Below are 14,964 nucleotides of genomic sequence, written 5' to 3'. Positions count from 1 at the left end.
TTCAACCAGGGCAGGATCCAGGGTCAGCGGTGCTCGGAGAGCCACGCGTGGACGGCGAGGGCGGTCGTACGGGCATGCTCCTCAAGGACGCTGAAGTGGTCGCCCGGCACGGTGACTTCCGAGTGCGGCAGACTCCACGGCTCCGCCGCTTCGATGCCGGGCAGACCGTCCCCGGCCCGGACGAAGAGCGTGGGCGCCGAGAGCTCCGACGGTTCCCAGCCGGAGAACAGCTCCAGGTAGCCGGCCATCGCCGTGAGCCGGTCGGTCTCGGCCGAGGCGAACTGGGCGGCCTTGTCGAGCATTCCGACGGTCATGGCAGAGAGCGCGGGCCCGTCCTCCGCCCCGCTGACGCTGTCCCCGGGGAAGGTGTCGACCAGGACGACGGCGGACGGGCGCACGCCCGCACGTTCCAGGTGTTCGGCAACAGCCTGCGCCACCCAGCCGCCGGCCGAGCGCCCCAGCAGGACGAATGGCTCGTCGCCCGAGCACCCGAGAACGGCGGCGGCCTGCGCCGTCACGAAGGCCTCCAGTGTGGCGGGCAGGGCCTCGCGCGGCAGGAATCCCGGATTCGGCAGCACCGAGACGTCCCGCAGGCCCTGGAGGGACGTCCCAAAGCGGGCGTACTCATGAGGGCCCGAGAGCGCGCTGAGCGCCGGGAAGCAGATCAGCCGGGGGCGGGCGGGGCCGGTCGCGACGTTGACGGCCGCGGGCGGGGTACCGAGGGTTTCCGTGCTGTCGAAGACCTCACGGAAGCGGGAAGCGATCGTCAGAAGTGCCATGCCGTCCCATGCCTTGCCGCGGGCGCACGCCTTACGGAAGAGAGCGGAAAGGGAGTCGGCGCCTCCCGGTTCCGCAGTCCCTTCCAGGGGTCCACCCGTCGCGCCGGTCGGCGTCACGTTCGGGGCGGGGGGTGTTTCCGGGGCAGTCCCGGAATACCGTTCCTCAAGGTGGGCGGCGACCGCGCGCGGTGTGGGGTGGTCGAAGAGGAGCGTGACGGGCAGGGCAAGCCCTGTCACCGTCGCGAGCCGGTTGCGCAGCTCGACTGCGGCCAGCGAGTCGAGGCCAAGCTCCGCCAGCGGGCGGTCCGCCTCGACCGCGGACTGTCCCTCGGTGTATCCGAGCGCCGCTGCGGCTTCGGTCCGTACTTCCGACAGGAGCAGTGCGCCCTGTTCGCCGGACGGCGTTGCAGCCAGCCGTCGTCGCAGGGAATCGCCGGCCTCGGGCCCCGCGGGTGTCCGGCGGACGGGCGCGCGGCCCGGCAAGCGGGAGAGGGGCGCATCGGCGGTCCCGCGCACCTCCGGGTTCAGGCGTGCTGCGACCAGAACAGCGTCTCCGCTCTCGATGGCGGTGTCGAAGAGCGTGAGGCCTTCCTCGGTCCGCAGCGGGACGAGTCCGGAGCGGGCCATCCGGCGCAGATCCGCGCTTGCGAGCTCGGCGGTCATTCCGCCGGTCTGCTGCCAGGGGCCCCAGACGAGGGAGGTGCCGGGCAGACCGATGTTCCTGCGGTGCTGTGCCAACGCGTCCAGGAACGAGTTCGCCGCCGCGTAGTTGCCCTGGCCGCCGGATCCGAACACACCGGCCACCGAGGAGAACAGGGCGAAGACCGCCAGGTCGCTGTCCCGGGTCAACTCGTGCAGGGCGAGCGCCGCGTCCACCTTCGGCCGCAGCACGCGATCCATGCGCTGCGGTGTGAGCGCCGCGATCACGCCGTCGTCCAGCACGCCCGCGGCGTGCACCACTGCCGTCAGCGGGTGCTCCCGCGGCACAGTGGCGAGGAGCGCGGCGAGCGCGGTGCGGTCGGCGACGTCGCACGCGGCGACCGTCACCTCGGCACCGAGCCCGGTGAGTTCCGCTCGCAGTTCGGCGGCCCCGGGTGCGCCGGCTCCGCGCCGTCCGACGAGCAGCAGGTGGCGTACGCCGTGCGCGACCACGAGGTGGCGGGCGAAGGAGGCGCCCAGGGAGCCCGATCCCCCGGTGATCAGGACGGTCCCCCCGGGGTCCAGCCTGCGCGAAGGGCCCTTGTCCGTCGTTGCGCGGGAGGCGTGTACCAGCGTCGGTACGTGGACGACGCCTTTCCGCACGGCCGTCTGGGGCTCCCGGCTCGCCAGGACCTGCGCCAGGGCCGCCTCGGATGCGGAGGTGTCGTCGACATCGACCAGTGCGAATCGGCCGGGGTTCTCCGTCTGCGCCGAGCGGAGCAGTCCCCATACCGGCGCGCAGACGAGCGCGGCGTCGTCGTTCGCCGCGCCGGCGGCTGACTCCGCCCCTGTGATGACGGCACCCGATGTGAGGACGACCAGACGGGAACTGCTGAGGCGCTCCTCGGCCAGCCAGTCCTGCACGAGCCGCAGTGCCCATCCGGCCATGCGGTGTGCGGCCGATGCACGGTCCATTCCGTGCGTCTCGGTGAGCGGCGGACAGGCGATGACGACGTCCGGTGCGTCGGCGCCCGCCGAGGCCGGATCGGCGTACGCCTTCGGCCGGTCGCCCGACGGAAGGAGGGTGCCGCGAAGCCTCGGTCCGGGCTCGCCCAGCAGGCCCCACACGCGTGGCGCGGGAGCCGCGGTGAGGGAATCGGGCAGGCGCATCCAGTCCTGGCGGAACAGGCAGTCGCCGTGCGCCCGGACGCCATTCAACTGCTCCCGGGGAAGCGGCCGCAGGACCAGCGACCGTACCGTTGCCACGGGGGCTCCGGACCCGTCGGTCAGCTCCAGCCGTGCTCCGTTCTCCGCCGTCGGCGAGACACGCACCCGCAGCCGGCAGGCACCGGACGCGTGAAGTCGCACCTCGCTCCAGGCGAACGGCAGGGACACCCCTCCTGCGCTGTCGTCCGGCGCCGACGTGACTCCCCCGAGCATCATGGTGTGCAGCGCCGAGTCCAGCAGGGCCGGATGCAGGGTGAACCGGCTCGCGTTGCTGTGTTCCTCCTCCGGTAGCGCGACGTCGGCGAGGATGTCGTTGCCCAGCTGCCAGGCGGCCTGCAGGCCCTGGAAGGCCGGGCCGTAGCGGAGCCCTCCGTTCGCGAGCCGGTCGTAGAAGCCTTCGCCGGGCCGGGCGTCGAGTGCGAGGGGGACGGCGCCCGCGGGCGGCCACGGGCCGGGTGCGACCGCGGGTTCCGGCAGCTCCTGGGACGCGAGGATCCCCGACGCGTGGCGGTTCCAGGGCCCGTCGTACCCGGGGGTGTGCGGCCGTGCGTGGAACACCACGGTCCGCCGTCCGCCGGCGTCCGGTCGTGTCACCTTCACTTGTAGCTCGACCGGTTCGTCGGAGGGCAGCGGCAGGGGTGCAGTGAGGGTGAGTTCCTCCAGTACGGGGGCGCCCACCCGGTCTCCGGCGTGCACAGCCATGTCGACGAACGCCGTCGCGGGCAGCAGCACGGCGCCCAGCACCGTGTGGTCGGCCAGCCAGGGGTGGTCACGCGGTGACAGCAGGCCGCTCAGGAGCAGGCCGTCGTCGTCCGCTGTCGATGTGGCGGAGCGCAGGAACGGGTGGGGCTCGGCGGTCAGCTCCGCCCGGGCCTCCGGCCGGTCGGCTTCCAGCCAGTACCGCCCGCGCTGGAACGCGTACGTGGGCAGTTGCGTACGCAGTGCGCCGCGTCCGGCGAAGACGGCGTGCCAGTCGACGCTCACGCCGTGGGTGTGCAAGGCGGCGACTGCGGTGAGCAGTGCTTCGGCTTCCGGCCGGGGTCCGCGCAGGGTGGGGACGACCAGGGGTGCGGGCGCGGCTGCGTCCGTCGCGGGCGGGGTTGCCTGCATGTCGGACAGGATGTCCCGTGTGATGCCCGAGAGCACGCTGTCCGGGCCGAGCTCCACGTAGTGGGTCGCGCCTCGCTCCCGCAGATTCCGCACCGTGTCGGTGAAGCGGACCGGGCGGCGTACGTGGTCCACCCAGTAGCCGGGCGAGCACAGTTCCTCGTCGGTGGCGGGCCGGTCCGCGACCGCGCTCACCAGCGGAAGCACGGGCCGGGAGTAGGTGATTCCTTGTGCCACCACGGCGAACGCGTCGAGCATGGGTTCCATGCGCGCGGAGTGGAACGCGTGGCTCACCCGCAGCCGCGTGGTCTCACACCCCTGTTCGCGCCAGTACGCCATGGTCTCCAGTACCTCCGGCTCGTCACCGGCGACGACCACCCAGCGGCCGTTCACGGCCGAGATGCTCACCTCCCGCTCCCTGCCGGCGAGGTACGCGGCGATCTCGTGCTCGTCTGCCCGTACCGCGGCCATCGCCCCGCCCGCGGGCAGTTCGTCCATCAGACGACCTCGTGCCGCCACCAGTGCGCAGGCGTCGCCGAGGGACAGCACCCCGGCGGCGTGTGCCGCCGCCACCTCGCCGACGGAGTGTCCCGCCACGATGTCCGGGCGTACCCCCCAGGACTCCAGCAGCCGGAACAGGGCCACTTCCAGAGCGAACAGCGCAGGCTGCGCGAACCGTGTCGTGTGCAGGAGTCCGCTCTCGTCCGGTCCTTCGGCTCCGTCGTCCGCGAACACCACCTCGCGCAGCGGCTTCGGCAGGTGCGGGTCCAGCAGTGCGCAGGTCTCGTCGAAGGAACGGGCGTAGACGGGATGGGCCTCGTACAGTTCCCGGCCCATACCGGACCGCTGGCTGCCCTGGCCGGTGAAGAGGAAGACGACCGGGCCCGCCGGGCGGGGGCCGCTCGTGCTCACCCCCGGCCGCCGCTTTCCTTCGGCCACCGCGTCGAGGGAGGCGAGCAGCTCGTCCCGGTCGCCGGCCAGCACCACCGCGCGGTGTTCGAAGGCGGCGCGGGTGGTGGCCAGCGAGAACCCGAGGTCCAGCAGGCGTGTTCCGGGGCGCGCGGCCACGTCGTCGTGCAGCCGTCGGGCCTGTGCCCGGAGTCCGGCGGCGCTCCTGGCCGTCACCGGGAACGGAAGGGCCTCCGCAGAGGTCTCCGGTGCGGTCGTGGGGCCGTCGTCCGAGGCGGGCCGGTGTACCGCGGGCGCCTGTTCGAGTACCACGTGCGCGTTGGTGCCACTGATCCCGAAGGACGAGACGCCGGCCCGCCGGGGCCGGCCGGTCCGGGGCCATGGCACCGCCCGGGTCAGCAGCGACACCGCGCCCGAGGACCAGTCCACCCTCGGTGTGGGCTCGTCGGCGTGCAGCGTACGGGGCAGCACACCGTGCTCCATCGCCTGAACCATCTTCATCACACCGGCCATGCCCGCCGCGGCCTGCGTGTGCCCGAGGTTCGACTTGACCGAGCCCAGCCACAGCGGGTTCTCCCGCGGCCCCGCCTGACCGTAGGCCGCCAGGAACGCCTCCGCCTCGATGACGTCGCCGAGTCGGGTGCCTGTGCCGTGCGCCTCCACCGCGTCGACCTCCGCCGGCTCCAACCGCGCGTCCGACAGGGCCTGGCGGATCACCCGTTGCTGGGCCGGTCCGTGCGGCGCCGTCAGGCCGTTGCTCGCACCGTCCTGATTCACCGCGGAGCCGCGTACCACGGCCAGTACCGGATACCCGGCCCGCCGAGCGTGGGAGAGCCGGGTCATCAGCAGCATTCCCGCGCCCTCGGCCCACCCGGTGCCGTCCGCCGACGCGGCGAACGCCTTGCAGCGGCCGTCGGGTGCCAGCGCGCGCTGCCTGCTGAACTCCACGAAGGAGTTGGGCCCCGACATGACCGTGACGCCGCCGGCCAGCGCGAGCGAGCACTCGCCTCTGCGCAGTGCCTGGGCGGCCAGGTGCAGCGCCACCAAGGACGACGAGCACGCTGTGTCCACGGTGATCGCCGGCCCTTCCAGACCCAGGGTGTAGGCGATCCGCCCGGAGGCGACACTGCCGGCGTTCCCGATGCCGAGGTGGCCCTCCACGTGTTCGGGGGTGGCGGCGAACCGGCCGGCGTAGTCGCTGTACATGAGCCCGGCGTACACGCCGGTGGGGGTCCCGCGCACCGTGCCGGGGTCGATTCCGGCATGTTCGAAGGCCTCCCAGGCGACTTCGAGCAGCAGTCGGTGCTGCGGGTCCATCGCCAGTGCCTCGCGGGGCGAGATGCCGAAGAAGGCCGGGTCGAAGCGGTCCACACCGGACAGGAAGCCGCCCTCGCGTACGTACGTCCGGCCGGCCCGGCCGGGATCCGGGTCGAACAGTCCGTCAATGTCCCATCCGCGGTCGGTGGGGAACGGGGTGATGGCGTCGACACCGTCCTCGACCAGCCGCCACAGATCCTCCGGGGACTCCACCCCGCCCGGGAAACGGCATGCCATCCCGACGATCACCACGGGGTCGTCGTCCGTTCCGGCCCCGTCCGGGCGGGCGGGCGCGGCGTGGGCTGGTTCACCGGTGAGCCGCGCCGCGAGGTGGGCGGCCATCTCCGCTGTTGTGGGGAAGTCGAAGGCGGCGGCTTCGGACAGGGAGATGCCGGTCGCCGCCGACAGACGGCTGGACAGTTCGGTCGACGTCAACGAGTCAAAGCCCAGATCGCGGAACGCGGTCCCCGGCTCCACCTCGTCGACGGCGCAGTCCAGTACGGCGGCGACCTCGCCCCGTACCAGAGCCTGCAGATCCACCGCGTCCATCCCCGCGGGCGAGGAGGCTTCGGCTTCCAGGAGCCTCGCCGGGCGGTCGGCGAGGGCGTACCGCTTGGCTTTCCCGGAGGCGGTGCGCGGGATCTCGTCCACCTCGTAGAGGGCGGCGGGGATCTTGAACGGTGACAGCTTCTCCCGGCAGGCGGCGAGGACCGCTCTCCTGTCGAGTGCGCCTGCCGTCTCCGGGACCAGGTAGGCGACCGGCACCTCACCGAGTACGTCATCGGGCCGGCCGGTCACGGCGGCGTCCTTGATGTCCGGCAGCGCCAGCAGTACCGCCTCCACCTCGGAGGGGTGGATGTTCTCGCCTGCGCGGATGATCAGCTCGCTGACCCGGCCCGTAATGGTGAGTTCACCGCGGGCGTCGATCCGGGCGAGGTCACCGGTGCGGTACCACCCGTCGCGCAGCACCTGGGCGGTGTCGTCGGGACGGCCGTGGTACCCGGCCATGACGCCGGGTCCGGCCACCCACAACTCGCCCTCGTCCGACGCTTCGCCGCCGCCGGCGTTGCTTGCGCTGCCGTCGCCGATACGTGCCCGGGTGCCCGGCAGCACCCGGCCGCACGAACCGGCCGCACGGGCGGCGCCCGGTGCCGACATGGTGACGGGCCCCGCCTCGGTGCTCCCGTAGTGCTCGAGGAACGGGACCCCGCAGATCTCCTCGAAGGCCCGCTCGAAGGCGGGACCGACGGCCGCACCGCCACTGACGCAGCCACGGAGCGCGGGGGCCGTCAGCCCCTCGGCGCGTACGGCGTCGAGGAGTTTGGCGTACGTCGCCGGCACACCTGCCAGCAGGGTGAACGGGTTCTCCGTCCGGCGCAGCTCGCCCAGCACGTCCACCGCGGAGAACCGCGGCAGGATGACGGCGGTCGCTCCGGTCGCGGTCACCCCGATGACGCAGAGGACCTGGCCCATGGCGTGGTGGAGGGGCAGCGGCCAGAGCAGTCGGTCGTCGGCCGACATACCGAGGACGGCGACGAAACCGGCAGTTACCGACGACAGGCGGTTGCGCTGTGTGGACAGCACGCCCTTGGGGATGCCGGTCGACCCCGAGGTGTAGAGCAGCCATGCCACCTCGTCGAGCCCGAGGTCGTCCGGGGCGGGAACGGATGGTTCGGTGGCGGCCATGTCCTCGTAGGAGAACGTGCCGGGCTCCGTGTCCGCCGCGATGTCGCCACCCGCCGACCGCAGGAGCACCACGCTCAGGTGCGGGCGCTCCGGCAGGAGCGGCCCCAGCAGGCCCAGATGGGACCGGTCGGTGAAGATGACGCGGGCTCCGCTGTCGTCCAGCATGTGAGCCAGTTCGGCTCGCGTGCTCCGTGAGTCCATCGGCACGCCGACCGCGCCCGCTCTGGTGACAGCGAGCATGCTCTCCACGGCTTCGACGCGATTACCGAGGAGGACCGCCGCCCGCTCGCCGTGCCGCAACCCGAGTCCGGCCAGATGGCCGGCCAGCCGTCCGGTGCGCAGCTCCAACTCCGCATAGGTCACGCGGGACATGGGGTCCTGGAACGCGACCTTCGAGCCGAAGCGGCGCGCATGTTCCCGGAGCAGCTCGGGCAGTGGCCGGATCGGGTCTACGTGTGATGTCACCGGGACGAGCACATCCTCATCGGGCAGGAGTTGATGTTGATCCAGTATGGATCCACAGACAAGTGATTCCATCATCTGTTCGAACCCGGCGTGTTGACGGCCAGCGCGTCCGGGCTGCCGGAGACGTCGGGGCCGTCCAGGCCTGGGCAGGAGCCTGATCACCCGGTGACTGGCCGGTCGTTGGCCGGTTCCTTTCCGTGCCTGTTCCGTTCCTTCTCCATCGGACCGATGCTGACCGGGACGGCGACGGGCGGGGCAGGCCGACAGAGGAGTGCGTGTGACGGTTCAGGCATCGGACGAAACGGGCAATGATCACGAGAAGCGGACGGGCGACCGGCCGGACGATGCGATGCCCGGGGCTCAGGAGTCGATGACGCCCTTCGACGAGATCTACGACCGGCCCGATCCCCGGGCCTTCTTCCGCGCGTTCCAGCCGCTGGGCTACCGGACCCCGCACCACGCCCAGGGTTTCCACCGCAGGCTGATCGCCACCGGCGTGTGTGCCGCCGGGGGCGGGGCGGTACTGGACATCTGTTGCTCCTACGGCATCAACGCGGCCCTGCTGAACCACGATCTGACGCTGGACGACCTGTACGCCCATTACACCTCGTCCAGGGCGTCGACGATGACCACCAGTGAACTGATCTCCTGGGACCGTGAGTTCTACCGGTCCAGGCGCCGCCCGGACGCGGTCCCCGTGTTCGGCATCGACGCGGCGCCCAATGCCGTCGCCTACGCTCGCGAGGTGGGCCTGCTGGACGAGGGATTCGGCGAGAATCTGGAGGTCGCGGCGCCGTCCGCCGCCCTCCTGCACGCGGCGCGGCGCATCCGTCTGATCACGGTCACCGGCGGGGCCAGCTTCCTGTCGTCGCGCACCTTCCAGCCACTTCTCGAATCGGCCGACGCCCCAGTATGGGTGGCGGCTTTGGTGCTGCGTACGGGCTCCTACCGGCCCATTACGCAGTGCCTGGACTCCTTCGGACTGGTCACGGAGAAAGCGGCTTCCCCTACTTTCGTCCAGCGCCGGTTCACCAGTGCCGAGGAGCGGCAGTTCGCCGTCGAGGCGGTGACCGCGGCGGGCGAGGACCCTCGGGGAAAGGAGACGGACGGCCATTTCCACACCGCGGTCCATCTGTCCCGTCCCGCCCAGGACACCGTCTCGTACCCGGTCAGCGGCCTCGTGCAGCCGGCCTGCCCCACTCACGCACCCGGACCCGCAAGCTAGGGAAGCCACCAGGTCGGCTCCGACCGCGGCCAGGTCACCAGGAACCGTTCCGGGCTGCGTGAGGCTGGCCCCCCACACCAGTGGACGGATTGCCAAGGTTGCGCCGGCCGGAGTCCGGAAACCTGACCGCCGGCCCGTGCAGGGTCAGTGGGAATTCGACTCGGGCCGGCCAGGCTCCCAGGCGGGAGAACGCTCCGGCGCCGAACGACAGGGGTGCGGGGCTCCCAGCGGTGCGAAGAGGTCCCCCGCCGTGCTTGCCGGGAAGACGTCGGGGTCGCGAATGGGCCATCCCGCAGTCCGCCAGGACCACCACTCCGGCCAGGCGGATGCTACTGACCGGTGCTCTTCCCACCGCCGCGAACCTGGTAGACCCCCGGACCGGTGGTTGATCATGCTGTCAGAGCGACAAAGGATTGTTCTGGGTGATCGGTGGTGTGCCGGTCGAGCCTGGCCGGCAGATCGGCCAGATCGGAGGTGGTGAACTTCCACCGGAATGGTTGTGCCGTGGTGTTGTATCGGTTCTGGAAGTACCGGAGCCGGTCTCTGACTTGGGCCAGGCCGGTGAAGTCGTTGGGCTGGGCGACTTTACGCCGGACGACGGAGAACGAGATCTCCACGTTGTTCAGCCAGGAGGCATGGATGGGGGTGTGGACCATGACCGCGTTCGGGAACGCCGTGGTCAGCCGGTCGGCGGCCTTCTTCCCGCGGTGGGAGGAACCGTTGCGCACGATGCAGATGACGCGTTTCGCGCCGGCGTAGGGCTCCTGGCTCATGACCTGGGCGACCAGAGAACGGGACGACGCCCGGGGGCTTCTCCCAGCGGCCGAACGCCTTCGCAGGGTGGACGTCGTAGGCGGCGAGGTAAGCCAGGGCTCCGCCGGGCGGGTAGGTGTGGCTGACCCGCATCGCTTTGGCCTGGCCGGGGGCAAGGGTGGGGTGACAGCGGCAGCGGGCCTGGACGGAGGTCTCCTCGTCCGCGCTGATGACGTACTCGTCGCCGCCAGCGCGGCGCCCTCGACAGTGCGACAGATCAAGGACGGGCTGGGCCCTGAGGCGGAAGTCTGGGTCGGTGATGAAGATCCAGGAATGGTGCTGCCACAGCTTGAGCGCGTCGGTCTTGAGCCAGCAGCGCACGGTGGAGGCCGACAGGGAGGTGACGATGCCCCGCTCGGTGGCCCCGCGGGCCAGCTCCGGGCCCGACCAGCGCGACAGGGGCCCTCCGTTATCGGCAGGCAGCCGGCAGGCCAGCGCCTTCACTTCGGCGGCCTGCAAGGGCGTGAACGACGGCGGGCAGCCCTGTCGTTGGCGGCCCCTCAGTCCCGGAGGTCCATGTTCGGCGAAGCGGTGCCGCCGGCGGCGCACCATGTCCAGGTGCAGGCTCGTCTCCTGTGCGATGCGGGCCTTGGAGCGGCCGCGCGCGGCGTGCAGCACGATGCGTGGCCGTACCCGCTGCCGGTACTCACTTTTGTGGCCCCAGAGCATCTTCATCAACCGCTTGCAGTCTGCGGCGGTGCCAAATATCGGACATGCGACGGCAACAGGCACGACAAACGGGCCAACTCCTCGTGTGCGAGGCCCGCCTGCGGGCAGTTGGTGGGCCGGTCAGTGAGGCCCGGAGAGCAGCGCGTTGAGTTCCGGGAAGGCGATGCCTTCGGCGAGGCAGTCGTAGCCGCCGGTGCCGAAGAGGTCCTGTGCGGCGCGGCGTGCAGCAGCGTAGGCGGCCTGCGCCACGCCCGATCCGAGTGACGCGAGCCACGCCGAGGGCACCGAGCTCGGCCACCCTCGGGGCGCCGGGGCCGGCCATGGCGTTCAGCGGTACGGAGAATTCCCTGGCCAGTGCCTCGATGGTGGCGGTGTCGGTGACGCCGGGGACGAAGATGCCGTCCGCGCCCGCCTCAACGTACAAATGCCCCCCGGGCCAGGGTTTCCTTCAGCCGCGTGTCAGGGTCGCCGAGCCCGAGCTGGAAGGTGTCGATACGGGCGTTGAGGAACAGGTCCGCGCCTGCCCGGTCGGCACTCTGCCGGGCCGCGGCCAGGCGCGCCGCGAGTTCTTCCGCGGGCCGGGTGCCGTCCTCGATGTTGACGCCGACGGCGCCCGCGGGCCGGGTGCCGTCCTCGATGTTGACGCCGACGGCGCCCGCCGCAAGCACCCCGGCGACAGTCTCGGCGACGTCGGCGGCGTCCTTCCCGTACCCGCCCTCGATGTCAGCGGTGACCGGCACGGCGGCGACCTCGGCCTCGTAGTTGGAGCCGGACACCATCCGGGTGGCAACGGCCCCGGGAGCCACGGCGTTGACCATGATGCGTTCGTCGGCGAACTCCTGGGCGAGGGTCTTCATCAGGCCGAACTGGGCTGGCTTGGAGACCGTGTAGCCGTAGGAGTGGCCGCCGGGAACCTGCCCCCACTGCGAGGTGCCCGGCGCCGCCCCCGGCCCGGATCGGCCGGCATGAGCGGATCCATCCCGGGTTTTCACCATTTTTCAGAATTACGCGATGGTGTTCGGGGATCCTGTCGAGGTACCTCTGAAAGACACTGTAAGGAGACCCCCAGTGCGCCGCCCGACCCGGAAAGCCTTCGCCGCCCTCATCGCCACAGCCGGCCTCGCCCTCTCCCTCCTCACCCCCACACCCGCCTCGGCCGCCACCACCACCAGCCGCTTCGCGAACTACCGCTACGGTGACTGCCTGCGCGAGACCTCCGAAACCGGCCTCAAGGGCGACCGCTGCACCACCGGACGCGGCAGCCTCCTGTGGCAGTGGAACGGCCGCCTCAACACCAGCACCACTCTCAAGAACAACTTCTGGGGCCGCTGCCTCGACAGCAATAACGGGGCGACGTCTACCCCCTGCGCTGTAACGGTGGCTCATACCAGAAGTGGCGCACCGTCCAGCCCGCCGCCCGGAGCGCCATCATGCTCCAAAGCGTCGGCACGGGCCGCTGCCTCTACCAGCAGGACAACGGCTACTACCGCACTGCCCGCTGCGACCGAGGCGCCCAGAACCAGCGCTTCACCATCGGCTGAACGGATCTCTCGACCGCTTCAAGATGCCGCCGGGCGAGCAGCTCTCCTTTTCCGCGAGGCCGGAAGGCGGTCCGTTGGCCTCGGAGGGGATGACCCTCAACGGAGTGTTCTTCCCGTCGCAGATCAGATTACCTCGCCTGACCGAACACACCGTTGAAGCCCGAGCCTTGCGCGGGCACCGGCCCGGCTGAAGCGCCGCGCCGCGTGCCCGCGAGGCCGTTGCGCAGGGACCGCGCGGACCGCAGGACGGTGCCCTTGGCATGGCCGCGCCGAGGCGACCGGCGGCATGGCTTTGTCCATGAGAACGTGCTCTGGTCCACTTCGTGTGGTCGCGTACACAGAGCGGCTGTTGATACTTGCCCCGTGGCGTTTGAATGGGTGTAGGTGGTCAGCGCGCGCATTGCCGGCCGGCCAGGCGTGGATCTGGCTCCCCTCATCAGGTCACTGGTAATCGTTCATCTAACGAGTTCGTGCGCGGTTAGCGGTGAGACGTCGAACTTGGATCGTGGATCATGGTCGTGTGGTGGGGAACGTGACGGCCACAGCGATCATCAGCGACCGGAGGATCACAGGCCTGTCGGCCGCTGTGATTGCTGAACTCGTTGCCGACGTCGGTCCGTTGTGGCATCAACAACACCGGGCCAGACTTGCGTCCCGGCCGCGGAAGCGGGCGGTGGGCGCCGGTGCGAAGCACCGCATGGTCGTCGTCGACCGGCTCCTGGCCACGCTTGTACACCTTCGCCACGGGGTTACGCATGACGTGCTGGCCTGCTGGTTCGGCGTGGAGCGCTCGACTGTCACCCGGGCAATCAGCGAGGTACGGCGGTCGTGCTGCCCCTGCTCGCCGAGCGTGGGTGCACCATCAGCTCCGACGTGCGGCTGCGAAGCCTGGCCGAGGTCATCGCCCATCTCGGTGCGACCGGGAAGACCGGCATCATCGACGGCACCGAGATCCGGGTCCGCCGCCCGGCCGTCGGCCGCAAGGCCCGGGACAAGTTCATCTCCGGCAAGAACAAGCAGAACGCAGTGAAAGCGATGGTCTTCGCGGACGGGGACGGACGGCTGCTGTTCTGCAGCCCGACCAGACCCGGAAGCTGCGCGGACATCACCCACGCCCGTGAGTTAGGGCTGGTCAAGCTCCTGGCCGACGGTCCAGCGGTCGAGATACTCGCCGGCGCCGGCTACCAGGGACTCGGAGCACAGACCAGCGGACGCGTCGTGACGCCCCCGCACCGCAAGTTCAAGAAGGATGCCCCTGACTGGTACGAGAAGATGCACGAGCGCCAGCGCAAGGCCCGCTCCTCTCGCCGCATCCGGGTCGAGCACGGCATCGCCCATCTGAAGAACTGGCGGGCACTGTCCCGCCACCTCGGCCGCCGTGAACACATGGACACCACCGCCCGAGCCGTCGCCGGTCTGCTGTCCCAGCAGCAGACCGCAGACCAGATCCCGGCTTGGCAGACGTGAGCACCAAGGCACCCACCGACGCCTTCGACGTCTCACCGCTAACCGTGCACGAACTCGTTAGGCTGACGTGGTGACTGAGGGGCAGGAGCGGGTGCAGCCGTCGGGAGTGTGGGCCACGGCGGTGGGGGTGGCCAGGGTGCGGGCGCTGGAGACCGAGCGGGAGGACCCGCTATTCCGCGATCCGCTGGCACGGGCCTTCGCCACCGTCGGCGGCCTGTGGCCCTCCTCACCGCCGCCCGATGACGAGGCCGCGCGACGCCGTCGGCTGGCCGTGTCGTTCTCCATCGTCATCAGAACAAAGTTCCTCGACGACCTGTTGCAGCAGGCCTCCGCGTCCGGGGTCCGGCAGGTTGTACTGCTGGGCGCCGGCATGGACAGCCGGGCCTTCCGGATGGACTGGCCCGAGGGCACCCGCCTGTTCGAGGTCGACACCGCCTCGCCACTGGACTTCAAGGCTTCGGTGCTGCGCCAGGAGCGGGCCGTCCCGCGCTGCGAGCGGATCACCGTCGCGGTGGATCTGCGTGAGGACTGGCCAGGCGCGCTGGCCGCCGCGGGGCACGACCCGGCGGCGCCGACCGTGTGGATCGCCGAAGGACTGCTGATCTATCTGCCCGAGGCCGCGGTGGAACTGCTGCTGGCCCGGATCAGCGCGCAGTCGGCGGCAGGCAGCCGGATGGGGCTGACATTGGGCTCGCGCGGCGTGCTCGAGCGCTTCGGAGCGGACGCCGCGTCGGGATCGGCGGCGTCCCTGTGGGTTTCGGAGATGCCCGACGACCCGGTGGGCTGGCTGGCCGGGCACGGCTGGGAGGCCGAGAGTCAGACCCTGCGCGAGTGCGCTGCTGCCTACGGCCGCCCGATCGGCACCCCGCCGCAGCGCGAGGAGCGGCCCGGCGGACTGATCTCGGCGGTCCGCCGGTAGAACGCCTCCCGAGTCCCCGGATGATCGATCCAAGGGGCCCGGTGAGGAGAGCCAGCGTCATGCTTGGCCACCTAGGGCGTGTTTCGAAAGTCCCGCCTGCCGGGCGGACGGCGCTACTTTCAAAACACGCCCTAGAACGACCATGAGGCGAAGATCAGCAGCCTCCCTGTATACGCGACCACACTCAGTGGACCAGAGCCC

5 protein-coding genes and 3 pseudogenes are annotated in these 14,964 nt (G+C 70.9%); 4 read left to right on the top strand and 4 right to left on the bottom strand.

All coding sequences use genetic code 11. The features are described from left to right. Positions 1-23: 23 nt before the first annotated feature. Positions 24-8,129 (bottom strand): type I polyketide synthase, encoded by an 8,106-nt coding sequence (locus tag ACIBJG_RS34115; protein WP_399313568.1) that lies wholly within the window; start codon positions 8,127-8,129, stop codon positions 24-26. Between the two features lie 277 nt (positions 8,130-8,406). Here ACIBJG_RS34115 and ACIBJG_RS34110 point away from each other — a divergent pair, with 277 nt between their 5' ends. Further along, complete coding sequence (locus ACIBJG_RS34110) at positions 8,407-9,354, top strand: hypothetical protein (RefSeq protein ID WP_399313566.1); 948 nt, start codon at positions 8,407-8,409, stop codon at positions 9,352-9,354. 389 nt (positions 9,355-9,743) lie between these two features. Here the strand turns inward: ACIBJG_RS34110 and ACIBJG_RS34105 are convergent, their stop codons facing one another. From ACIBJG_RS34105 to ACIBJG_RS34095, 3 genes and pseudogenes are all read right to left on the bottom strand, one after another. Then, positions 9,744-10,127, bottom strand: coding sequence for a hypothetical protein (locus ACIBJG_RS34105; protein WP_399313635.1), 384 nt, complete (start codon positions 10,125-10,127; stop codon positions 9,744-9,746). A gap of 406 nt (positions 10,128-10,533) precedes the next feature. After that, a pseudogene (locus ACIBJG_RS34100) lies at positions 10,534-10,836 on the bottom strand (helix-turn-helix domain-containing protein); the annotation flags it as partial. Between the two features lie 120 nt (positions 10,837-10,956). Further along, positions 10,957-11,831, bottom strand: a pseudogene (locus ACIBJG_RS34095) (SDR family NAD(P)-dependent oxidoreductase). A 1,243-nt stretch (positions 11,832-13,074) separates the two neighbouring features. Here ACIBJG_RS34095 and ACIBJG_RS34090 point away from each other — a divergent pair. The 3 genes and pseudogenes from ACIBJG_RS34090 to ACIBJG_RS34080 form a co-directional block, all read left to right on the top strand. Beyond that, positions 13,075-13,140 (top strand): annotated as a pseudogene (locus tag ACIBJG_RS34090) (hypothetical protein); the annotation flags it as partial. Between the two features lie 65 nt (positions 13,141-13,205). Beyond that, positions 13,206-13,844, top strand: coding sequence for a transposase family protein (locus ACIBJG_RS34085; protein ID WP_399313564.1), 639 nt, complete (start codon positions 13,206-13,208; stop codon positions 13,842-13,844). Between the two features lie 106 nt (positions 13,845-13,950). Beyond that, on the top strand, positions 13,951-14,763 hold the full coding sequence (locus ACIBJG_RS34080) for a class I SAM-dependent methyltransferase (RefSeq protein WP_399313624.1): 813 nt from the start codon (positions 13,951-13,953) through the stop codon (positions 14,761-14,763). Positions 14,764-14,964: the final 201 nt, after the last annotated feature.

The sequence above is a fragment of the Streptomyces sp. NPDC050422 genome (assembly GCF_044458665.1).
Lineage (GTDB): Bacteria > Actinomycetota > Actinomycetes > Streptomycetales > Streptomycetaceae > Streptomyces.
The sequence above is the reverse complement of the archived record's forward strand: the minus strand, read 5'-3'. Positions and strand labels throughout refer to the sequence as shown.

Bases quoted from the DNA above. Each gene is read 5' to 3' on its own strand.
- ACIBJG_RS34105 (WP_399313635.1), bottom strand. From the start codon at position 10,127: ATGAGCCAGGAGCCCTACGCCGGCGCGAAACGCGTCATCTGCATCGTG.